The 21600-nt window shown below is 46.0% G+C and carries 19 protein-coding genes and 1 pseudogene; 12 read left to right on the top strand and 8 right to left on the bottom strand.

All coding sequences use genetic code 11. From position 1 onward, the window contains the following. Positions 1-30 precede the first annotated feature (30 nt). From jag to rpmH, 5 genes are read right to left on the bottom strand one after another with little or no spacing between them, the layout of a single operon-like run. Complete coding sequence (jag, locus tag ACLTOQ_RS00390; protein WP_118496058.1) at positions 31-666, bottom strand: RNA-binding cell elongation regulator Jag/EloR; 636 nt, start codon at positions 664-666, stop codon at positions 31-33. A gap of 18 nt (positions 667-684) precedes the next feature. Beyond that, positions 685-2013, bottom strand: a complete 1329-nt coding sequence (locus ACLTOQ_RS00385) for a YidC/Oxa1 family membrane protein insertase (protein ID WP_412318382.1) — start codon at positions 2011-2013, stop codon at positions 685-687. Positions 2014-2043: 30 nt separating this feature from the next. Continuing rightward, entirely contained in the window at positions 2044-2253 is a 210-nt protein-coding gene (gene yidD / locus ACLTOQ_RS00380; protein ID WP_117960954.1) for a membrane protein insertion efficiency factor YidD, read from the bottom strand. 5 nt (positions 2254-2258) lie between these two features. Further along, complete coding sequence (gene rnpA / locus ACLTOQ_RS00375; protein WP_021914451.1) at positions 2259-2633, bottom strand: ribonuclease P protein component; 375 nt, start codon at positions 2631-2633, stop codon at positions 2259-2261. 41 nt (positions 2634-2674) lie between these two features. Then, positions 2675-2809: a 50S ribosomal protein L34 gene (gene rpmH, locus ACLTOQ_RS00370; protein WP_022003951.1), complete on the bottom strand. Its 135-nt coding sequence runs from the start codon at positions 2807-2809 to the stop codon at positions 2675-2677. Between the two features lie 587 nt (positions 2810-3396). Here rpmH and dnaA point away from each other — a divergent pair. The 9 genes from dnaA (at position 3397) to ACLTOQ_RS00325 (ending at position 15521) form a co-directional block, all read left to right on the top strand. Next, positions 3397-4758, top strand: a complete 1362-nt coding sequence (dnaA, locus tag ACLTOQ_RS00365; protein ID WP_021914452.1) for a chromosomal replication initiator protein DnaA — start codon at positions 3397-3399, stop codon at positions 4756-4758. A 248-nt stretch (positions 4759-5006) separates the two neighbouring features. Further along, the gene (gene dnaN, locus ACLTOQ_RS00360) at positions 5007-6113 is read left to right on the top strand and encodes a DNA polymerase III subunit beta (protein ID WP_117960903.1); all 1107 of its coding nucleotides are present in this window, start codon (positions 5007-5009) and stop codon (positions 6111-6113) included. Between the two features lie 44 nt (positions 6114-6157). Further along, on the top strand, positions 6158-6364 hold the full coding sequence (locus tag ACLTOQ_RS00355; RefSeq protein ID WP_021914454.1) for an RNA-binding S4 domain-containing protein: 207 nt from the start codon (positions 6158-6160) through the stop codon (positions 6362-6364). A gap of 34 nt (positions 6365-6398) precedes the next feature. Continuing rightward, a complete protein-coding gene (recF, locus tag ACLTOQ_RS00350; protein WP_021914455.1) occupies positions 6399-7496 on the top strand; it encodes a DNA replication/repair protein RecF in 1098 nt (365 codons plus the stop codon). Further along, positions 7497-9416: a DNA topoisomerase (ATP-hydrolyzing) subunit B gene (gyrB, locus tag ACLTOQ_RS00345; RefSeq protein ID WP_412318380.1), complete on the top strand. Its 1920-nt coding sequence runs from the start codon at positions 7497-7499 to the stop codon at positions 9414-9416. A 44-nt stretch (positions 9417-9460) separates the two neighbouring features. Further along, entirely contained in the window at positions 9461-12043 is a 2583-nt protein-coding gene (gene gyrA, locus ACLTOQ_RS00340) for a DNA gyrase subunit A (protein WP_021914458.1), read from the top strand. 4 nt (positions 12044-12047) lie between these two features. Continuing rightward, positions 12048-12785 carry a glycerophosphodiester phosphodiesterase gene (locus ACLTOQ_RS00335; protein ID WP_412318379.1) on the top strand — a complete coding sequence of 246 codons (738 nt, stop codon included), beginning with the start codon at positions 12048-12050 and terminating at the stop codon, positions 12783-12785. A 68-nt stretch (positions 12786-12853) separates the two neighbouring features. Next, a complete protein-coding gene (locus ACLTOQ_RS00330; protein WP_021914460.1) occupies positions 12854-13765 on the top strand; it encodes a serine hydrolase domain-containing protein in 912 nt (303 codons plus the stop codon). Between the two features lie 37 nt (positions 13766-13802). Beyond that, a complete protein-coding gene (locus ACLTOQ_RS00325) occupies positions 13803-15521 on the top strand; it encodes a glycoside hydrolase family 13 protein (protein ID WP_021914461.1) in 1719 nt (572 codons plus the stop codon). Positions 15522-15794: 273 nt separating this feature from the next. Here ACLTOQ_RS00325 and ACLTOQ_RS00320 read toward each other — a convergent pair whose 3' ends face one another. Next, positions 15795-18056: a TIM-barrel domain-containing protein gene (locus tag ACLTOQ_RS00320; protein ID WP_412318377.1), complete on the bottom strand. Its 2262-nt coding sequence runs from the start codon at positions 18054-18056 to the stop codon at positions 15795-15797. Between the two features lie 378 nt (positions 18057-18434). Here ACLTOQ_RS00320 and ACLTOQ_RS00315 point away from each other — a divergent pair, with 378 nt between their 5' ends. After that, complete coding sequence (locus ACLTOQ_RS00315) at positions 18435-18578, top strand: hypothetical protein (RefSeq protein ID WP_337597744.1); 144 nt, start codon at positions 18435-18437, stop codon at positions 18576-18578. 10 nt (positions 18579-18588) lie between these two features. Here ACLTOQ_RS00315 and ACLTOQ_RS00310 read toward each other — a convergent pair. Further along, positions 18589-18918, bottom strand: a pseudogene (locus ACLTOQ_RS00310) (transposase); the annotation flags it as partial. 235 nt (positions 18919-19153) lie between these two features. Here ACLTOQ_RS00310 and ACLTOQ_RS00305 point away from each other — a divergent pair. Further along, positions 19154-19903, top strand: coding sequence for a glycosyltransferase family 32 protein (locus tag ACLTOQ_RS00305; RefSeq protein ID WP_021916254.1), 750 nt, complete (start codon positions 19154-19156; stop codon positions 19901-19903). A 1-nt stretch (position 19904) separates the two neighbouring features. On the opposite strand, the gene ACLTOQ_RS00300 is transcribed toward ACLTOQ_RS00305, so the two are convergent. Next, positions 19905-20627 carry a hypothetical protein gene (locus ACLTOQ_RS00300; RefSeq protein WP_337597720.1) on the bottom strand — a complete coding sequence of 241 codons (723 nt, stop codon included), beginning with the start codon at positions 20625-20627 and terminating at the stop codon, positions 19905-19907. On the opposite strand from ACLTOQ_RS00300, the gene ACLTOQ_RS00295 reads away from it, so the two are divergent. Continuing rightward, positions 20591-21460: a glycosyltransferase gene (locus ACLTOQ_RS00295; RefSeq protein ID WP_021916256.1), complete on the top strand. Its 870-nt coding sequence runs from the start codon at positions 20591-20593 to the stop codon at positions 21458-21460. The genes ACLTOQ_RS00300 and ACLTOQ_RS00295 overlap by 37 nt on opposite strands. Positions 21461-21600: the final 140 nt, after the last annotated feature.

The following is a 21600-nucleotide window of genomic DNA, read 5'->3' as shown; positions in this document are numbered from 1 at the left end:
CAGCTTTGACACCGCCGGTTCCTAAATACTTTATCTCTCGCCGTTCTTCTTCAGCGTTACAACAACGTGGCGGTAAGGCTCTTCTCCTTCGCTGTGGGTTGTAACATATTTATCATTCTGAAGAGCGGAATGAATGATCCTTCTCTCATAAGGATTCATCGGCTCCAGCGCTACAGGTCTTCTGCTGCGCTTTACCTTGTAGGCAATATTCTTTGCCAGATTTTCAAGGGTTTCTTTTCTTCTCTTGCGGTAATCTTCTGTATCCACCTTTACGCGGATATAGTCTTCAGAATCCTTATTTACTACCAGAGATACCAGATACTGTAAAGAATCCAGCGTCTGTCCTCTCTTACCGATCAGGATTCCCATTTCATCGCCCTTTAAATCGATGTCTAAATGTTTTTCAACTTCATCGTAAGCGATATCCATCACAACATCCATCTTCATGGCTGCAAATACATCATTCAAAAACTGAAGCGCCTTATCCTCAACGGTAACCCTTACCCTTGCCTGAATGACTGCCGGTTTTGCATTGAATCCAAGGAAGCCGGTAGAGCCTTCTTCCAGAATTTCATATTCCAGCTTGTCGCTTGTCACTAAAAAATGCTGGCAGGCCGCTGTTACCGCATCGCCAACTGTTTTTGCCGAAAATCTTTGGAAATCCATGCTGACCCCTCCTGTTATTTACTTATTATTCTTCTCGTTGTAATCCCTTACCATATTTGCCTTGGAAGCAAGACTTCCGGGCTTGGACGCATTTTTGTTATAATATTCCGTTGCCTTACGCATTGCCTCTTCCTTCTGTTCCTGTGTCATAGAAGGAGCTTTTGCCTTTGTGGCGGCCGGTGCAGAACTGGTTTTTACATTTCTCGTGCTCATATTGGCGTAGTTATTGAGCTTCGCAGGATCAATTCCCTGCTTGCGCAGCTTCGCATCCCGCTTCTCCAGATTTTTCTTGATCTGCGCGTCAATATCCATCTTATCGATGTGCTTGTTGATCAGCACCTGCTGCACGCTTCTTACAACAGAACCAGCAATCCAGTAAAGACCCATACCGGAAGGCAATGTATAACAGAATACCGCAGACATGATCGGCATTACGTTATTCATCATCTTCATGGAAGCTGCCATGCTGCTGTTGTCATTATTGGAAGATGCATCGGAAGCCTGGGGCATCAGCTTAACGTTCAGCCACTGGGTTAAAGCAGACAGAACCGGAATTGCCAAACCTGCAACAACCATCAGCCATGCGCCTGCTGCGATCGCTTCATGTACCATATAGGACGGAGAGTTACCCATGTTCAGACCAAGGAAATTGTTATAATGCTCCATCTTCTGCATGGTATCCGTGATCTCTGTCGCCAGCGTCGGAAAGTGATCCGCCAGATTTTTCCATTCTGAAGTCGATGCTTTATACAAAACATCAATAAAAGTGTTCTGAATGTACTCTGCATTGCCAGAGGTAAATGCCTCATTGGCAAACTGCTTTGCATACATTGCAGCATTGGAGAAGTTCTCCGAGTTGCTTAAAAATTCTGCACTGCCGGCTGTGTTGGCAAGCTTTTCCACCATCGGGAAAAATGCTTCCTTTACCTGGTTTACATAAGCCGGTACGTTCATAAACACACGATACAGAGCAAACAGAATCGGCATCTGGATCAGCATCTGCACACAGCTGCCGGTGGGAGATACGCCGTACTTTGCATAAACAGCCTTAGTCTCCTGCTGCATCGCCATCATGGAATCGTTATCTTTCTTGCCTTCGTAGCGTTTCTGAATCGCCTGCAGCTCCGGGTTCATCTTCGCGCTGAGCTTTGAGAACTTCTGCTGTTTAATGGTAAACGGCATCAGAAGCAGATAAATAACGATCGTAAAAATAATAATTGCCAGACCAATATTCGGAATCCCGATTTTGTCCAGCACCCAGAATATGCCGTTCATGATCCAGCCGAGCACTTTGGCAATCGGTCCAAGGATAGAGCCGCCATACTGTGTTAATAAAATAGCATTCAATGATATTTCCTCCTGCTTTTTGATTCCGGTTTACGGGACCGGATCATACCCTCCTTTGGAAAAAGGATTGCACCTTAAAATCCTCCAGACGGCAAGCAGTCCGCCTTTTAACGCGCCATATTTCTCTACGGCTTCCAGTCCGTATTCCGAACAGGTCGGAAAATAGGGACATTTCGTTGTCTTTAAAGGAGACAGATACCGCCGGTAGAATTTTATCATTGCGATCAGAATAGTTTTCATCATTTTCAATTCGATTGATCGGCTTCACATTCCGTTTTGGTTTCTTCTTTCATAATGTGGTGAAGCCTTCCAAGGTGTAATACTGCGCTCTCCATCTGTTCAAATGAAATGGATGCTGCAGAAGCCCGCGCTGTGATTACTATATTTAAACCACTATTAAATATATCCTCATGTAATCGATAGCTTTCCTTTACGAGCCTTTTCACGCGATGCCGAACCACGCTGTTGCCGACTTTTTTACTTACGGAAATCCCAAGCAGGTTTTCATCCTGATGATTCTCCAATACATACATGACCAAATACCTGTTGGCGCGGGAAACGCCTTTTTTGTAAACCTCCTGGAACTGCCGGTTCTTTCTCAACGACTGCGTAAATCTCATGAAATTGTCTCCATAGAGAAAATAGGCCACAAAACTGCGGCCTATGCGGATAATCTCTTTCTTCCTTTTGCTCTTCTGGCTGCTAATACTTTTCTGCCGCCAGCACTGCTCATTCTTGCTCTGAAGCCGTGTACTTTGGAACGCTGCCTTTTCTTAGGCTGAAATGTCATCTTCATGAAAGCTACACCTCCCTTTCAGGCCTTATCTGCTATAAGGCATATTTATGACATGTATCGGAAAATATCATTGACATTATATAGGAAGAAATTCGATAAGTCAAGCAATTTCCTGTATTTTAAAGGATTTTTGAACCTGGAAAATTTTTCTACAGAAATCTTTTCAAAATCGTTATTTTACACAATACAAGATATTGTTATCGGCAAAAAAATTTTTCCACAAGATCTAGTTTATAAACATCTGTGGATTTTCGAATCCACAGATCCACAGATTTACATAACATTATCCACAAAATGTGGAAAACTTGTGGATAACCCTGAATTTATCCCCACCATAACCACAGAATCCCCAGAAAATACAATGTGTATATGTGTATTCCACTTATCCACATAATCCTCATAATTATCCACGTCAACTACTCTCTGTTTGGGGATATCCACAGCTTTTGTGGACATGATCCGTGGAGTAATTAACATTTGCCATTTTCGAACAATTCGTTTATTATAGAATAGAATAAATCTCAAAGGGGATTTTATACCCTTTTTTGGGGTTTCTTTAGTGACGGTCACAGATGAGGAGGCTTTTTATGCATTTTATTGGGGAAAACTGGGAGATGATCAAGCAGACAATCCACACGGAATATGATCTTACCAACATTTCCTATAATACCTGGATTGAACCCCTGCAGTTTTATGATGTAAAGGATGATACTGTCTACATCCAGATTCCGACCGGACAGGCTCATGCCCTCAACTACATCTCCAACAAGTACAGCAATTATTTTAAGGTAACCATTTCCGAGATGATGGATCATGATTACGATATTTCATTCATCCTCGAAAAAGAGAAGGCCGCCGATACGGATACCGATTTAAAGTCTCCCTCTTCTAATATAAATAACATCAATTACGAACAGGCGAATTTAAACCCCAAGTACAAGTTCGACACCTTCATTGTCGGCAATAACAACAAATTCGCTCATTCCGCCTGTCTCGCAGTTGCGGAATCTCCCGGAAATGCCTACAATCCGCTGTTTATCTACGGCGGTGCCGGTCTTGGAAAGACGCATCTGATGCATTCCATCGGTCACTTCATCCTGGAGCAGAATCCGAATATGAAGGTTCTTTATGTCACTTCGGAATCCTTTACCAACGAAGTAATCGAATCCATCCGAAGCGGTAACGCGACCGCCATGACAAAGCTGCGCGAAAAATACCGGACTGTAGATGTCCTGATGATCGACGATATTCAGTTTATTATAGGAAAAGAAAGTACACAGGAAGAATTTTTCCACACCTTTAACGTGCTGCATTCCGCAGGCAAACAGATCGTACTGTCCTCTGATAAGCCGCCAAAAGAAATGGAAACCCTGGAAGAACGTTTCCGTTCCCGTTTCGACTGGGGCCTGATTGCGGACATCCAGCCACCTGACTATGAAACCCGAATGGCGATCCTGCGCAAAAACGCCGAGGCATGTAATAAACCCGTCGATGATGAGATTTTTAAATACATTGCTACCAATATTAAGTCCAACATCCGGGAACTGGAGGGCGCTTTTAACAGAATTATTGCCAAATCCAAGATTGAGAACCAGAGTGAAATTACAATGGAACTGGCAGAAGACGCCTTAAAAGACATTATAAATCCTGACAAACCAAAGGAAATCACACCGGAACTGATTATAGAAGTCGTTGCGGAACACTTCGGCGTTTCTCCGGAAGATATTACTTCCAAAAAACGGAACTCCGAATTCGTTCAGCCGCGTCAGGTTGTCATGTACCTGTGCAGGAAGCTGACGGATACTTCCTATGTCAATATTGGCAAACTGCTCGGCAAAAAAGACCACACTACAATTATCCACGGTGTGAATAAAATTGAGGATGAGTTAAAAAATAACGACGAATTGGCCAGCAAGGTTGAAACGATCAAAAAGAAGATCTGTGTATAACCTGGTCATAATCCCCGACTTATCCTAAGGTTGTACACAGGATAACCGTTTCCTGTTTTCTGCTATTTTACAGGGCTTGTGATACTTATCCACATTTCAACAACGCCTATTAAGAAAGATTACGAATTTAATTATTTATATCTTTGTTTGCGCTCCTGCAGGCCATCGCACGCCGGGTGTCTTTGGAAAACCCAGTGGATGTGGATAAGTCACAGAACACACCGTTAAAAGAAGGGAGTTTTTCACATATGAAATTTATCTGTCCGAAATCAGAGCTATTAAACGGACTTCAGGTTGTTTCCAAAGCAGTTCCTGCCAAAACAACTATGACAATCCTCGAATGCATTTTAGTTGACTGTACCCAGGGATGTATCAAACTGACTGCCAACGATATGGAACTCGGCATTGAGACCATTGTAGAAGGCACGATTGAAGAACCTGGCGTTATTGCGCTGGACGCAAAGATTTTTCTTGAAATTGTCAGAAAATTACCAGATAACGATATTACGATACTATCTGACAATAGCTATCAAACTCTGATAACTTGTGAAAAAGCGAAATTCAACATTGCCGGAAAATGCGGCGATGATTTCGCTTACCTGCCGGAAATAGAGCGCAGCAATAGCATTGTTGTTTCTCAGTTCACATTGAAAGAAGTTATCCGCCAGACGATTTTCTCGATCGCTGACAACGATAACAACCGTCTGATGACCGGCGAACTGTTTGAAATTAATGGCGATGAGCTGAAGGTGGTTTCCCTCGACGGACATCGCATTTCTATCCGGAAAATTCAGCTGAAGGATACCTATGAACCCCAGAAAGTTGTTATCCCGGGTAAGACCCTGAATGAAGTCAGCAAGATTCTTTCCGGTGAAACAGAAAAAGATGTATCCCTGTTCTTTACCGACAATCAGGTTGTGTTTGAATTTGATCAGACAACCGTTGTATCCAGACTGATTGAAGGCGAATATTTCCGCATTGACCAGATGCTTTCCAGCGATTATGAAACAAAGGTGACAATCAACAAACGTGAATTGTTAAGCTGTATCGACCGTGCGACTCTGCTCGTAAAGGAAGGCGACAAAAAGCCGATCATTATTAACATTACAGACGGTCTGATGGAGCTGAAAATCAACTCTGCCATCGGCAGCATGGACGAGCAGATCGATATCGAAAAGAGCGGAAAGGATCTGATGATCGGTTTCAACCCGAGATTTTTGATCGATGCGCTGAGAGTCATTGACGATGAACAGATCACGATTTATCTGGTTAATCCAAAGGCTCCCTGCTTTATCCGCAATGAGGAGAACAGCTACATTTACCTGATTCTCCCTGTTAACTTTACAACTGTTTAACTGCAAAAGCGCCGGAAAATGGCGCAGGAAAGAAGGAACGATTCATGCAGACCTATCGGATCAGAGATGAATTTATCAAGCTTGGACAGGCTTTAAAAGCAGCGGGCTTTGTGGAGTCCGGCGTCGACGCCAAATTCGCTGTACAAGACGGGCTTGTCAAAGTAAACGGACAGGTAGAAACCGCACGCGGTAAAAAGCTGGTGCCCGGAGACGTGGTAGAATATGACGGACAGACCTTAAAGATCGAGTGAATTTCCATACACCGATCTGACAGAAAGAGGAACTATGGTTATTAAATCGCTGGAATTATCCAATTTTCGGAATTACAGCCTGTTAAACCTTTCCTTCGACCGAGGGACGAATATTTTATACGGCGATAACGCACAGGGAAAAACCAATATCTTAGAGGCAATTTATCTGTGTGCGACAACCAAGTCCCATAAAGGCGCAAAGGATAAGGATATCGTAAATTTCAACGAGGAGGAGGCACATATCCGTGCCTATCTCGAGAAAAAAGAAGACGAAATCCGCATCGACATGCACCTTCGGAAAAACAAATCCAAGGGCATTGCGATTGACGGGACCCGCATCAAAAAAGCGGCGGAGCTTCTGGGCATTATGAACGTGGTATTTTTTTCCCCGGAAGATCTGTCCATTATCAAGAACGGTCCGGCAGAGCGCAGACATTTCGTGGACATGGAGCTGTGTCAGCTGGATGCAGGATATCTGTACAACTTAAACCATTACAACCGGATTGTGAACCAGCGCAACCGGCTGTTAAAGGATATTTACCAGAATCCGTCCCTGCGGGATACGCTGTCGGTCTGGGATGACCAGATGGCGGCGTTTGGCAGCCAGGTGATCGAGAGAAGGATCACCTTTACGGAGCAGCTAAACGACATCATCGGAGAGATTCACAGCCGTCTTTCCGGAGGCAGGGAGCATTTAAAGGTTGTGTATGAACCGGATGTGACGAGCGAGAATTTTGCAGAGGCACTGCACCGTAACCAGGAGCGGGATATCCGACTGAAGATGACATCAACGGGTCCGCACCGGGATGATTTTTCATTCCTGGCAGACGGCGTGGATATCCGTAAATTCGGATCCCAGGGACAGCAGAGGACGGCGGCGTTGTCCTTGAAGCTTTCCGAGATTGAGCTTGTCAAAAAGATGACAAAGGATACGCCGGTGCTTTTATTAGACGACGTGTTGTCGGAGCTGGACAGCAACCGTCAGAATTACCTGCTGAACAGTATCGGGGACATTCAGACGATTATTACCTGTACCGGTCTGGATGATTTTGTCAACAACCGGTTTGAGATCAATAAAGTTTTCAGAGTAGCAAACGGGACGGTGGATGCCGGCCAGAATGGAGGAATATAAATGAGCGTTGAATACGGAGCAGATCAAATTCAGATTCTGGAGGGTCTGGAAGCGGTCCGCAAACGGCCGGGCATGTATATCGGTTCCACCTCTTCCAGAGGTCTGCATCACCTGGTTTACGAGATTGTAGATAATGCGGTGGACGAGGCATTGGCAGGCTTCTGTGACCAAATTGAAGTAACGATCAACGAAGATAACTCGATCACGGTTGTCGATAACGGACGAGGCATTCCGGTTGGAATCAACCACAAAGCGGGCATTCCTGCAGTAGAGGTTGTTTTCACAATCCTGCACGCCGGCGGTAAATTCGGCGGCGGCGGATACAAGGTTTCCGGTGGACTCCATGGCGTAGGCGCATCCGTTGTAAATGCGCTTTCTGACTGGCTGGAGGTCGAAATCTGTCAGGGCGGAAAGGTTTACAAGCAGCGTTACGAGCGTGGTCATGTCTGCTATCCGTTAAAGGAGATCGGAACCTGCGATTTGGAAAAGACCGGAACAAAAGTAACGTTTAAGCCGGATGCGACGATTTTTACCGAGACGACGGTTTACGAATTTGATATTTTAAAGACACGTCTGCGGGAAATGGCATTTCTGACTAAGGGATTAAAGATTTCCCTGACAGACCTGCGCGGGGAAGAGCCCCACACAAGAACCTTCCACTACGAGGGCGGTATCCGGGAGTTCGTCACCTATCTAAACGGCAGCAAGGTTCCGCTTTATGACAAGGTAATGTACTTTGAGGGCACGAAAAACAATGTTTACGTCGAGGTTGCACTGCAGCACAACGATTCCTACAACGAGAGTGTGTTCTCTTTTGTCAATAATATCAATACGCCGGAGGGCGGTACGCATCTGGTGGGCTTTAGGAATGCGCTGACAAAGACGTTTAACGACTATGCGAGAAGTAATAAACTGTTAAAGGATAACGAGCCCAACCTGTCCGGCGACGATATCCGTGAAGGTCTGACTGCGATCATCAGTGTCAAGATTGAAGATCCTCAGTTTGAGGGACAGACCAAACAGAAGCTGGGAAACTCCGAGGCGAGAAGCGCTGTGGACAGCGTGGTGAGCGAACAGCTGACGTATTTTCTGGAGCAGAACCCGTCCGTTGCAAAGACGATTGTAGAAAAGTCCGTTCTGGCGCAGCGTGCAAGGGAAGCGGCAAGAAGGGCGCGGGATTTGACGAGAAGAAAGACTGCGCTGGAAAATACAGCCCTGCCCGGCAAGCTGGCAGACTGCTCGGATAAAGATCCGAAAAATTGCGAGATTTACATCGTAGAGGGTGATTCCGCGGGCGGCTCTGCAAAGAAGGCGAGAAGCCGTGCGACGCAGGCGATCCTTCCCCTGCGCGGCAAGATTTTGAACGTAGAAAAAGCCCGTCTGGACAAGATTTTTTCCAATGCCGAAATCAAGGCGATGATTACCGCATTCGGAACCGGAATTCATGAGGACTTTGATATCAGCAAGCTGCGGTATCATAAGATTGTTATCATGACGGATGCCGATGTGGATGGTGCGCATATCGCAACGCTGATGCTGACCTTTATTTACCGGTTTATGCCGGAGCTGATCAAGCAGGGACACGTTTATCTGGCAAAGCCCCCGCTGTATAAGCTGGAAAAGAATAAAAAGGTTTGGTACGCCTACAGCGACGAAGAGCTGGCGGCGATTATTAACGAGGTCGGCAGAGATCAGAATAACAAAATCCAGCGTTACAAAGGTCTGGGTGAGATGGATGCAGAACAGCTCTGGGAGACGACGATGGATCCTGAGCACAGAATCCTGTTAAAGGTCTGCATGGATGAAGAGACGGAATCCGAAGTGGATCTGACCTTCACAACGCTGATGGGCGACCAGGTGGAACCCCGCCGGAAGTTTATCGAAGAGAACGCTCAGTTCGTAAAGAATCTGGATATTTAGAAAACTGATTGGAATGCCGCCTGGGCGGCTGGATAAGAGGAAAGATGGAAGATAATATTTTTGACAAAATAGAAGAAGTCGATCTGAAGAAAAAAATGGAGGAATCTTATATCGATTACGCAATGAGCGTAATCGCTGCCAGAGCCCTCCCGGACGTCCGCGACGGCTTAAAGCCGGTACAGAGACGTGTTCTGTACTCCATGATCGAGTTAAATAACGGACCGGATAAGCCGCATCGTAAATGTGCGCGTATCGTCGGTGATACGATGGGTAAATATCATCCCCACGGCGACAGCTCTATCTACGGAGCGCTGGTCAATATGGCGCAGGAATGGAATACCCGTTATCCGCTTGTTGACGGTCATGGAAACTTCGGCTCTGAGGATGGCGACGGCCCTGCAGCGATGCGATACACCGAAGCGAGATTGTCCAAGATCTCGATGGAAATGCTGGCGGACATCAACAAGGACACCGTTGATTTTGAACCGAACTTCGATGAAACGGAAAAAGAGCCGGTTGTACTGCCCTCCCGTTATCCGAATCTGCTGGTAAACGGTACCTCCGGTATTGCAGTCGGCATGGCGACCAACATTCCTCCCCACAACCTGCGGGAGGTGGTCGATGCGGTCGTAAAGATCATGGACAATCGCATTTTGGAAGACCGCGACACCGAAATTGAAGAGATCATGGGCATCGTCAAAGCGCCTGATTTCCCGACCGGCGGCGTGATTTTAGGAACCCGCGGCGTGGAAGAGGCATACCGGACAGGACGCGGCAAAATCCGTGTCCGCGCCGTGACCAATATCGAGACGCTTCCAAACGGCAAGAGCCAGATCATCGTGACGGAGCTTCCCTACATGGTAAACAAGGCGAAGCTGATTGAGAAGATTGCAGATCTGCATAAAGAAAAGCGTATTGACGGCATCACAGATCTGAGAGATGAATCCAACCGTGAGGGCACCAGAGTTGTCATTGAGCTGCGCAGGGATGCGAACGCAAACGTTATCTTAAATCAGCTTTACAAGCACACCCAGATGCAGGATACCTTCGGCGTTATTATGCTGGCACTGGTAGATGGACAGCCGAAGGTGCTGAGCCTGCTGGATATGCTCAAATGCTACATCGCCCATCAGGAAGATGTCGTTACCAGACGGACAAAATATGACTTAAATAAAGCCGAAGAGCGCGACCATATTTTACAGGGCTTGCTGATCGCACAGGATCATATTGATGAGGTCATCCAGATCATCCGCAGCAGCCAGACCCCTCAGATCTCCAAGGATCGTTTGATCGAACGCTTTGGTCTGACCGACGTACAGGCACAGGCAATTATCGATATGCGTCTGCGTGCGCTGACCGGTCTGGAGCATGAAAAGCTGGAAGCAGAGCATCAGGAGCTTTTGAAAAAAATTGCAGAATTAAAGGCAATTCTGGCAGACGAGAAGCGTCTGCTGGGTGTTATCCGCAGCGAGCTGCTTGTGATCAAGGACAAATACGGAGATGACAGAAGAAGTAAGATCGGCTATGATGAATTTGATATTTCCATGGAGGATATGATCCCGAGAGAGAATACGATCATCGCCATGACGAACCTTGGTTATATCAAGCGAATGACCGTCGATAACTTTAAGGCGCAAAACCGCGGCGGCAGAGGCATCAAGGGCATGCAGACGATCGAGGAAGACTTTATCGCAGATCTTCTGATGACGACAACACATCATTATGTGATGTTCTTTACGAATTTTGGACGTGTTTATCGTTTAAAAGCATACGAAATTCCGGAAGCTGGACGTACTGCGCGGGGTACGGCAATCATCAACCTGCTGCAGCTTGCTCCGGAAGAAAAAATTTCCGCCATCATTCCGGTAAAGGATTACGAAAAGGACGACAACCTGTTCATGGTAACCAGAAAGGGTATCGTCAAGAAGACTCCGATTCTGGAATACAGCAACGTCAGAAAGAACGGCCTTGCGGCGATTAACCTGCGGGAGGACGACGAACTGATCGAGGTGAAGGTAACGAATGCGGACAGCGAGATTTTCCTCGTAACGAGAGACGGCATGTGCATTCGTTTCAAGGAAACCGACGTCAGAAATACCGGCAGAACGTCGATGGGCGTGATCGGTATGACGCTGTCTGACAACGATGAAATTGTCGGCATGCAGTTAGACCATCAGGGAGATTCGCTGCTGATCGTTTCTGAAAACGGTATGGGCAAGCGTACCTCGATGGACGAATTTACGGTACAGCACCGCGGCGGCAAGGGCGTGAAGTGCTATAAGATCACGGAAAAGACCGGCTATGTCATCGGTGTAAAAGCCGTTACGGATGAAAACGAGATCATGATGATCACGACAGAGGGCATTATCATTCAGATCCGTATGGATGATGTTTCCCAGCTGGGCAGGATTACCTCCGGTGTGAAGCTGATTAACCTGGATGCAGGCGTAACCGTAGCACAGATTGCAAAGGTACGGGAAAAGGTATCGGACGGAAATCAGGAATTTGACGATGTAGACGATGCAATGGAAGATGTCTCAAAGCCGAGTGAAGTTGACCAAGAGGAAGACGACGATCCGGCGGAGGAGCATATTACCATGCCGGAAGAGACAGAAGAGGACGAATAAGACGATGAAGGTTTTTGCACACAGAGGTTTCAGCGGAAGATATCCGCAGAATACGATGCTGGCTTTCCAGAAGGCTCTGGAAAGCGGCTGTGACGGAATCGAACTGGATGTCCAGCTCACAAAGGACGGTGAGGTTGTCATTATCCACGATGAATATTTGGACGACCTGACGGACTTTACCGGAAATGTACGGGATTACACTTTAGGCGAGTTAAAAAGCTGCAATGCGGGCGGAAAATGGCAGGAAACCTACGGCTTCCAGCCAATTCCGACCTTTGAGGAATACTGCGAATGGGCATCCGGCAATTCGCTGATTACCAACGTGGAGATCAAGAGCAGCGTGTACTATTACGAGGAGCTGGAGAAAAAGACGATGGAGCTGATCGAGCGCTTTGGCTTAAAGGAGCGGATCATCATTTCCTCCTTCAACCATCTGTCTGCACTCTCCTGCAAGGATTTTATGCCGGATATGAAAACCGGTGCTCTCGTGGGAAATGGCGGCATCGCAAATGCAGGCTATTACTGCAAAAAGTTTGGGTTTGAATGTTATCATCCGGGCATTGAAGGACTGACGAAGGAAGAGGTAGAGCTCTGTCATAAAAACGGCATCGAGGTCAATGTATGGACGATTAACAATATGGACGATCTGGAAAATATGTATGAGTGGGGCTGTGATGGCGTCATCACCAACTATCCGGATGTCTGCAAAAGCTGGCTAAAAGCAAAAAAAGCGAAGGGCTGAGAAACGCTCTGACACGCGTTTTCTGCGGCGCAAGGCGCTGCAGCATTTACAAAATGGAGGGTATGGTTATGGAAAAGCAGTTTTACAATTTTGTAAAAGAGGTCTATGACAAGCAGCTTGGTGTAGAAGGCATTGCAATTGCTGACGGGGAAAAGATCCTGATGGAGCATCATTTTACACCGGATCAGGCGAGAAATATCTATTCTCACACAAAGAGCTATATGAGCACAGCAGTCGGTCTGGCAATTGCCGATGGTAAGCTGTCACTGGATGACAGACTGGCAGAGTTTTTCCCGGAGGCGGTTCCGGAAAATGCACAGCCGGAGCTGTTTGAAATTCGTCTGCGTCATCTTCTTATGATGTCGAGCGGTTTCCATGAACCATATCTGATGGGCGCAAACCGGCGTGCAGGTGTCGGGGCGCCGGATTACGTCAAATATATGCTGAGCAGACCCGTAAAGGTACAGCCGGGCAGCGAATTCGTCTATTCAACGGCAGACAGCATTCTGGCAGGCCGTATGGTGGAAAAGGCAGTGGGAAAACGGCTTTCAGAGTATCTGTATGAGCGCTTTTTTGAACCCCTCGGACAGGGCTTTCCGATCTGGGAAAACTGTCCTCAGGGACATCCGATCGGTGGCGGCGGCATGTTCATGACGCTTTCCAATATGCTTAAGATCGGTCAGGTATATCTGATGGATGGAAAATGGAAAGGACAGCAGCTGGTAGATCCTGCATGGATCAAAGAAGCAACCGCAAAGCAGATCGAAACACCGAATCCCGGAAACGATATCTGGGTTTGTGGTTATGGCTACCAGTTTTGGAGAAATCCGTATGAGGATTCCTACCGCGCAGACGGTGCCTATGGACAGCTGACGATGGTGTTGCCGAAGAAGGGACTGATCGTAGCCATTCAGTGTCCGGAAAGCGGCGATCTGAACAAAGTAAAACCGGTAATGCATGAACTTATTTTGTCTCTGTAAAACGGAAAAAGAATACATCAGAAGGAGAAAAAATACTATGGAATATTCCGCAATTTTTCATGATATGGATAAGAGATTCTGTTATGCAATCGAGAAGGATTTATTTGTAATACGCGTGCAGGTAAAGAAAGATGATATGAAGGAGATCATCCTTCACTATGAGGATAAGTATATCCCAATGGAGCGTGAGGATACGCGAAAGACCATCGTGATGAAAAAGGTTGCTACTTCACAGTTTAATGATTATTATGAAGCACAGGTTCGGATGCACCTGATCTGTCTCCGCTATTTCTTTGAATTTACGGATATGCAGGGAGAAAAGGTATATTACGGCAACTATGAGTTTGATAAGGAATCTATCACAAACAGAGACAGAATGTTTGACTGTCCGCAGAACCTTCGGGAGGAAGAAATGTTTGAGGTCCCGGATTGGGCAGCAAATAAGGTCGTGTATCAGATCTTTCCATCCCGTTTTGCAGCATCACAGCCGGTAGACAAAAAGCTTTGGTATAAAGCACCCATTACGCCTATGGATGATCTGCATGGTGACCTCAGAGGAATTATCGATCATCTGGATCATATTCAGGATCTGGGAATTGATGTTATATATATGACGCCCAGCTTCAAATCGGATTCCTGCCATAAGTACGATACCATTGATTATTATGAAATCGATCCTTCCTTTGGAACAAAGGAGGATCTTAAGGAGCTGGTACAAAAAGCACATGACCGCGGGATGAAGGTGGTTATGGATGCGGTGTTTAACCATACCGGAAAAGAGTTTTTTGCATTTAAGGATATCCTGGAAAAGGGCGAAAAATCCAAATATCTGGACTGGTATTATATCGATGAATTGCCACTGAAGGGCGAATGGGGAGAGATTCCGAACTTCTTGTGTTTTGGGTATTATGGTGGAATGCCAAAGCTGAATCTGAAAAATCCAGAGGTTGCAAACTACATTACGGACGTTGCATGCTATTGGATCAGGGAATGTGACATTGACGGATGGAGACTGGATGTAGGAGATGAAATCAGTCATTTCTTCTGGAAACGTTTCCGAAGAGCAATCAAGGCAGTAAAGAAGGATATGCTGATCATTGGGGAAATCTGGCATTATGCGGGAGATTTTCTGGAGGGAGATGAATGGGATACGGTCATGAATTATCCTTTTTATCTGAATCTGATAGATCTGCTTGCAGATGAAAAGATCAGTGTCAGCCAGTTTGTCCAGAATCTTGGATACCTGAAAGGACGCTTACACAAAAAATGTTATCCTCTTATGTGGAATCTGATCGACAGCCATGATACGGCAAGATTTTTACATTTATGTAAGGACAATAAGAAAAAGCAGCATCTGGCAGCGGCCTTCCAACTGTTATTGCCGGGAATGCCTATGATTTATTACGGGGATGAGTATGCGATGCCTGGAGCAAATGATCCAGACTGCAGACGAGGCATGTACTGGGATGAAGAATACCAGGATAAAGAGATGTTTGAATGGTATAAACGACTGCTGCAGGTTCGAAAAGCACATACCTGTATCGTAGAAGGGGAATTGGCAGAAGCCATCACAAGGGATGAAGATGAGACAATCGTTCTGATAAGAAAAAATGGGGAAGAAACCATTGCCCTGATTTTCAATTGCAGCGATCATACGAAGGAATTTAAGGAGTATGCGCAAAAACAGGATCTGCTTACAGAAAAGGCTTTTGACGGAAAAGTTGAGGCATTTGATGCCGCTGTAATAGTATTTTAAGCAGTTTAACTGTGATCGCAGAGCAGGGCTGGAAGTCCTGCTCGCGGCTCGTTTGGCACAAAGATAAAAATGGGTTACATAAAAGGAGCTTCGCAGAAACCTGTGTTTCTGTCGAAGCTCCTTTTTACTTCATAGGAAAATGTGTCCTATGAAGTAAAAACGCTCCGCGGGGATGCGCACTCGGCGCAGAGGTAGATGGTTGCAGAAGCAACCGCGCCTCGGCGCGAGAATGTGCCAAGGCACATTCTTTTTTAGATGTCAGAATTGCATTTTTTAAGCATTTTTCTTTGCTTCTACCTGGATAAATTCAACCTTGCCGCATTCACCTGGTACATAGATTTTTTCTGTGATATCTGTTGTTGTGAAGGTCATGAAATCCAAATCCTCACGCTTCCATGCTGTTGCAGGTACATGCATTACTTCTTTTTGAGCAAGTAAGGGAATACTTGTTCCTTCTTTCTGGAAAACAAGAAGGGAGGTACCGCCATCTGCAAAGGATTTCGTTTCTACATGGACAAAGGATCCGCCTTCATATACTTCTTTGCTTTCAATATTTCTCCACTGACCTTCCGGAAGATACAGATCGTATTCCTCTCTGTCAAAGGCGGGCGAAACCAATAAGGAATCTCCCAGCATATACGACAGATTCTGCATCTTTGCCATTGGATCCTTTGGATATTCCATTACCACCGGACGAAGCATCGGAATGCCGAAAAGATGGCTCTGGCAGGCTGTATGATAAAGATATGGAGCAAGACGATGTCTGAAATTGATCCATTCTTTAACGTTTTTCAGGGCCAGATCACCATACTGCCAAGGCTCTCTCGGTGTTTTGCCATGTGCTCTGGATAAGGGCATCCAAAGTCCCATCTGTACAGAGGAAAGATAATCTTCTGTATCAGGGCGCTCCTCATTTCCGGTATAACCGGTATGATAAAATCCGCCCAGATCATACCCCCAGAAGGATACACCGGACATTGCCATGCCAAGGCCGGCCTGAAGGATCGCACTGTGAGTCGCTTTATCACTGGAGGAGTCTCCTGCCCATGCTGCCGGAATCGTATGAGAACCAGCATAACCGCTGCGTCCCCAAAGAAGGGGCAATTCTCCGCGTTTTTCACAGATTTCCTTCATCCATCCGTAAATATTCTTTGCATACAGATAGGTCAGCAGATTATGTCCTTCGTATCCGTTCATTCCATTGTAGAACACAACATCCTTCGGTACTGCTTCAGAAAAATCTGTTTTAATGACAGAAACGCCCATGCGGACGATCTTCTTGATCCGTTCTCCGTACCATTCCAGAAATTCCGGATTTGTAAAGTCAAAGCAGGCACATAAATACTCTGAGTCAGCGGTGGATTTAAACAATGCCGGCTGTCCCTCTTTATTTTTAATAAAGAATCCGCGCTCTGCCAGAGCCTTATATTCCGGTGAATTTTCCTGCAAATAGGGATAGTTCCAAAGACTTAAATGAATATTCTTTTTATTTAATTCCCGGATCATTCCCTCGGGATCAGGAAAGCGTTCGGTATCCCATTCCCATAAACCGGCCATATCCGGCTTCTGCCAGCCATCGATATGGATTACATCAATGCCTACACCAAGCTGTTCCGCCTTATCAACCACATCTTCGATTTCCTTACGGCTCATATAGGAGCATTTGGACATCCAGAAACCAAAAGCCCACTGAGGAATCATAGGGATCTGTCCGGTAAGCTGCAGATACTGCTGTAACAGCTTCTTATAATCCTTACTCTCTTCTGCTAAGAAAATGTAATCCAATACAGGGTCATTACTGCCGATCTGATAACTGATCCATGAGGAAGCACCCATGTCAAAGGACGAACGGGTAAAGGTGTTTAACAAGATGGAATATCCGCGGCTGCTTGTAAAATAGGGATGTCCTTTGTAGGAATCCTCTGAGTTGGTTGACAACGCATCCTTCTGCCAGCATTCGATCCGCTGTCCGCGCTTGTTAAAGTGTGTAAACTTCTCACCAAAGCCCCAGAACATCTCATCGGAAAACAGGACAAACTGCTCGAAGGTGGAAATGCTTTTTCCGGACGCATCTACCTGAAAGCCTGTCGGAAGCTGTTTCCAGCGATTATCTACGTTCGTATCGAAGGCCTGTTCCTTTGTCAACAATTTTCCATTTTGATATACGGACATTTCCCAGTAATCTTTTTCGAAATGCAGACTTAACTGTTCTGTCTCATATACAAAATAATGTTGGGTCTCGACAAGTTTGGCATTTTTGCTTTCAAATTCGGAAGCAGACGTAGATTCCAGCACGGTCTGTCTGTGACTTTGGGCAGTCAGCTCAGGTACCATAACAAATCGGAATACAGATGGTGTCAAAAATGTGACACAGACCTTTACGGTACGATCCTTCCATGTACGTACTGCAAAATGCAGCCCATCCTCCTGAACACATACGGACTCAATTTTGGTCAGAAAATCATATTCATCCGAAAAAATAGTTCTGCGAACGCCATATTGAGGATTATATTGGGTTTCTGTTTCAGCTGACATATATTGTCCTCCCTGAAATTTTAATATTTTTGTGTCTGCCGCTATACATATTTCCAAATAAAACACATTCTTTTTGGTAATAATGCACAATTGGCAACGTTTCCGATTTCAGTATATCATACCTTTTTACTTTTTAAAATATCTTTTTGATTCTATAAAAAATGAATCAGAAAATGGTTCAAAAAAATAGGATCAGGATCCCCTTTTTTTCTGGAAAAACCTTGCAAACATCGGCATGAGAAGGTATTCTAAACATAGAATAACAGAGCATAGATTTGGGAAAAGTACGAAAGGGAAAGGGAAAGGAAAATAAAAATCAGAAAATTACGATTAAAATTGTTTGCAATTCTGCTGCTTTTTGCAGTCGGAGCAGGAGTTTTGTGGAAGCTGTCAGATAACAGTACCTTTGAAACCACCTTTTATCGCGTGACCTCGGAAAAGATCGGGGAGAATATAAGGGCAGTGGTGTTGGCGGATTTACATAACAACGTATTTGGTCAGGATAACGAACGACTGTGTTAAGGGATGTTCGCAAAAAGGACTCCTGAACGACCTGAATGAGCGCTGCTTCACTGCGCTTGCGCTCTGTGACAAAGAACGGGATATAACCGCCCTGCCGTACCTTAGGAACCATGAGGTACATCGTCCCCATACGTGTGTCCAGACGGCTCGGACGGTAGCCGCTGCGATAGCCGCTCCTTCCGTCCGAGCGCTGACTTTTCTCTGCCCCCAGCTGCTGATCCACCTCGGTCTCCATGAGCCGTGTGCACAGCCATTCCAGCATGCTCAGCATGGGATCCGGCTGAGTCATACATTGCAGTAGTAATTCTGTGAGATTTGTGTTATTCTTTTTGTGAGCCATTAGGGTCTCTCCTTTGCAGTATGATTGTCTCGACAACTTTCATTTTACAGGAGCCCCTAGTGGCTTGTCTATTTCCTTTTCACTTTTGCAAACATCATTGTACTCTATCAAAGCTGGTATCGGAGGACAGACTGCGCAGGAAATTTTCAGAAAAAGGAGCGCGGCTCATCCGGGAATCGTTTTCCCTGAAAGCGTCAATTGATCGCCTGGAACATTTTTATGAGGAGATTTGTAAATGAGTATTCCTAAGAAAATTCATTATTGCTGGTTTGGAAGAAATCCACTGACGGAGTCGGCAAAGAAATGTATTGAGAGCTGGAAAAAATACTGTCCTGAATATGAGATCATCGAATGGAACGAGAATAATTTCGATCTGACGGAAAACCGATATGCACGGGAGGCCTATGAGCAAAAAAAATGGGCATTTGTCAGTGATTATGCGCGGTTAAAGATCGTGTATGAACAGGGCGGAATTTATATGGACGTGGATGTGGAGCTGATCAAACCGCTGGATGAGCTTACAGAGCTGGATGGTTATATGGGCTTTGAAAAAGAGATAGATGGTCAGATGTGGATTGCAACGGGCCTTGGCTTTGGTGCACGTGCAGGGCATCCGATCGTCGGTGCACTTTTAAAGGACTATGAGGATATTCCTTTTATCAAAGAGGATGGAAGACTTGATACAGAGTCTTGTCCTGGACGCAATACGCGGACGCTGCGCACCTTCGGTCTGCGCCTTGACAATACAAAACAGGAAATTGACGGAATCATTTTTCTCCCGACACAATACCTTGCTCCTGTCAGCTATTTTCATCGAAAAAAAGAGATCACAGAGCATACGGTTTCCATTCATCACTATGACGGAAGCTGGCTGAACGAAAAGGAACAAAAAAGCCTTCGGTTAAGAAGGCTTTTAGGAAACAGACTGTATCATCGTCTGCAGTGTCTGTGGTATAAAATCAATCCGAGGAAAAAGCAGCCCTAAATCAGCTGATGGATTTTACGAGATGGAAAATAGTATTCTGAGCGGTCTTTTCACAGTTGTTCAGATTGCTTAAGGTATCGGAGAACAGCTTATCCAGCCGGTTTCCCAGCTCCGGAAGGGAATCGTCTGTCTGAGGCTTATCAGCTTTTGGCGCTTCCAGAGTCGGGAAAGGCGTGGTCGAAGGGGGAAGCACTGCGGACAGCTGAACTCTTTCAAGGCTTTGCTGTACCTGCTGCAGGACGTTTCCTGATTGAACCAGCTGCTTGCGAAGGGAGGTCAGATCCTTCTCTTTTTTCGCAAGGTCAGACTGCAGGGTTTCGATCTGTGCAGACTGAGCTTCGAGCTGAGTGCGCTGCTGTTTGATCTGCGCAGACTGAGCCTCGAGCTGAGCGCTTTGTTGTTTGATCTGTGTTGCCTGGGCCATTAAACGCCCCTCCTGCTCCCGTACCTGATGCTGAAGCGTCGAATCCTGTGCCGGAAATTGCTTGAGGGTTTCCATGACCTGGCTTTGCAGGGTGCGGATCAAATCCTCCGCTTCGCGCTTCTGACGGCGTGTGATCTGTATCGTTTCTTCCCGGAGTGCGCGAAGCTGGTCGGAACCGTTCTCGGAGGACTTCTTTAAAGAAGCGACCTGTTCCTGCAGCTGTTCGATCGTAGATTCATATACTGTTGATAGATGACGGTTCTGTGGATAAGTCCGGTGAAATCTGCGATGCCTGTGCATTAAAGGATAAAAGGATCAAGGTCATCCACAAAAAGAATGGCGGAGTGAGTGCGGCAAGAAACACCGGACTGCAGGAAGCTCGTGGGGAATATATCACCTATGCGGACTCAGACGATCTTGTGGGAAGGACAATCTATACAGAGCTGATCGACGCTATGGAGCAAAACGGAACGGACAGCGCCTGCTGCAGCTATGAAGCCTTTACGGGGGCTGGTACAGAGCAGGGGATGGCAGGCAGCAGGACAGGAGTGCAAAAGGCATCTGGCAGCAGTAGAAGCAGGGGGCAGATCTGCCGCGGCACGGAGGCGTTTAAGGTTTTTTTGAGAGAAAATAACTACGCACCTGTGGTGTGGAACAAGGTTTTTAAACGGGAGGTACTGAAATCTGCAGAGGGGCTGTTTTTGTTTGAAAAAAATACGACCCTGGGGGAGGATGAAAAATGGCTGGCGGAGGTTTTCTGCGGCAGAGAGACTTCTGCCTGCTTTATTGCAAAGCCGCTGTACTATTGGAGACGGCGGGACAGCAGCGCGACCCATACAGAGAAGGAAGGAATCACGAAAAACAATCTGGACAGTATCCGGGTGCAGGAGGAGCTCTTAGAGACTGTAAAAGTTCTGCAGGATGCAGAGCTGGAGGAGCTGTTAAAATGGAGGTTGTATCTGGCTGTTATGGATGTTGTGAGGAAATGCTATAAGCGCAGAGATACGGAGAATTTTCGGTACTACTATCAAAAGCTGAAACAAATCGGAAAAGTGCGCACATTTGGCGAATCCGGGACAGAAAAAATTCGGAGGCTGGTGTGGAGCGTCTTATTCCGACTGCGGGTTCTGTAAAGGGATGCCCTGCAATGGCGCGGGTGAACAGTAACATTTACGCAGAAATGATAGTGAAAATGAGAAAATTATGGTTTTCTTTTTGGTGGTGAACTGTTAGAATAAAGGATATCAGAAACGTTTGGAAAAACGTGAAAGAA

Origin of the sequence: Gallintestinimicrobium sp. (genome assembly GCF_046968865.1) — a bacterium.
Classification (GTDB): domain Bacteria; phylum Bacillota; class Clostridia; order Lachnospirales; family Lachnospiraceae; genus Gallintestinimicrobium; species Gallintestinimicrobium propionicum.
Note: the sequence above shows the minus strand (reverse complement) of the source record. Positions and strands in the feature narration are given on the sequence as shown.

What these genes read in the sequence shown, in the direction of transcription:
- rnpA (WP_021914451.1), bottom strand. Translation starts at nt 2,633, where the DNA reads ATGAGATTTACGCAGTCGTTGAGAAAGAACCGGCAGTTCCAGGAGGTT.
- dnaN (WP_117960903.1), top strand. Translation starts at nt 5,007, where the DNA reads ATGAAATTTATCTGTCCGAAATCAGAGCTATTAAACGGACTTCAGGTT.
- ACLTOQ_RS00300 (WP_337597720.1), bottom strand. Translation starts at nt 20,627, where the DNA reads ATGCACAGGCATCGCAGATTTCACCGGACTTATCCACAGAACCGTCAT.
- ACLTOQ_RS00325 (WP_021914461.1), top strand. Translation starts at nt 13,803, where the DNA reads ATGGAATATTCCGCAATTTTTCATGATATGGATAAGAGATTCTGTTAT.
- ACLTOQ_RS00320 (WP_412318377.1), bottom strand. Translation starts at nt 18,056, where the DNA reads ATGTCAGCTGAAACAGAAACCCAATATAATCCTCAATATGGCGTTCGC.
- jag (WP_118496058.1), bottom strand. Translation starts at nt 666, where the DNA reads ATGGATTTCCAAAGATTTTCGGCAAAAACAGTTGGCGATGCGGTAACA.
- gyrA (WP_021914458.1), top strand. Translation starts at nt 9,461, where the DNA reads ATGGAAGATAATATTTTTGACAAAATAGAAGAAGTCGATCTGAAGAAA.
- gyrB (WP_412318380.1), top strand. Translation starts at nt 7,497, where the DNA reads ATGAGCGTTGAATACGGAGCAGATCAAATTCAGATTCTGGAGGGTCTG.
- rpmH (WP_022003951.1), bottom strand. Translation starts at nt 2,809, where the DNA reads ATGAAGATGACATTTCAGCCTAAGAAAAGGCAGCGTTCCAAAGTACAC.
- dnaA (WP_021914452.1), top strand. Translation starts at nt 3,397, where the DNA reads ATGCATTTTATTGGGGAAAACTGGGAGATGATCAAGCAGACAATCCAC.
- yidD (WP_117960954.1), bottom strand. Translation starts at nt 2,253, where the DNA reads ATGAAAACTATTCTGATCGCAATGATAAAATTCTACCGGCGGTATCTG.
- recF (WP_021914455.1), top strand. Translation starts at nt 6,399, where the DNA reads ATGGTTATTAAATCGCTGGAATTATCCAATTTTCGGAATTACAGCCTG.
- ACLTOQ_RS00335 (WP_412318379.1), top strand. Translation starts at nt 12,048, where the DNA reads ATGAAGGTTTTTGCACACAGAGGTTTCAGCGGAAGATATCCGCAGAAT.
- ACLTOQ_RS00330 (WP_021914460.1), top strand. Translation starts at nt 12,854, where the DNA reads ATGGAAAAGCAGTTTTACAATTTTGTAAAAGAGGTCTATGACAAGCAG.
- ACLTOQ_RS00305 (WP_021916254.1), top strand. Translation starts at nt 19,154, where the DNA reads ATGAGTATTCCTAAGAAAATTCATTATTGCTGGTTTGGAAGAAATCCA.
- ACLTOQ_RS00355 (WP_021914454.1), top strand. Translation starts at nt 6,158, where the DNA reads ATGCAGACCTATCGGATCAGAGATGAATTTATCAAGCTTGGACAGGCT.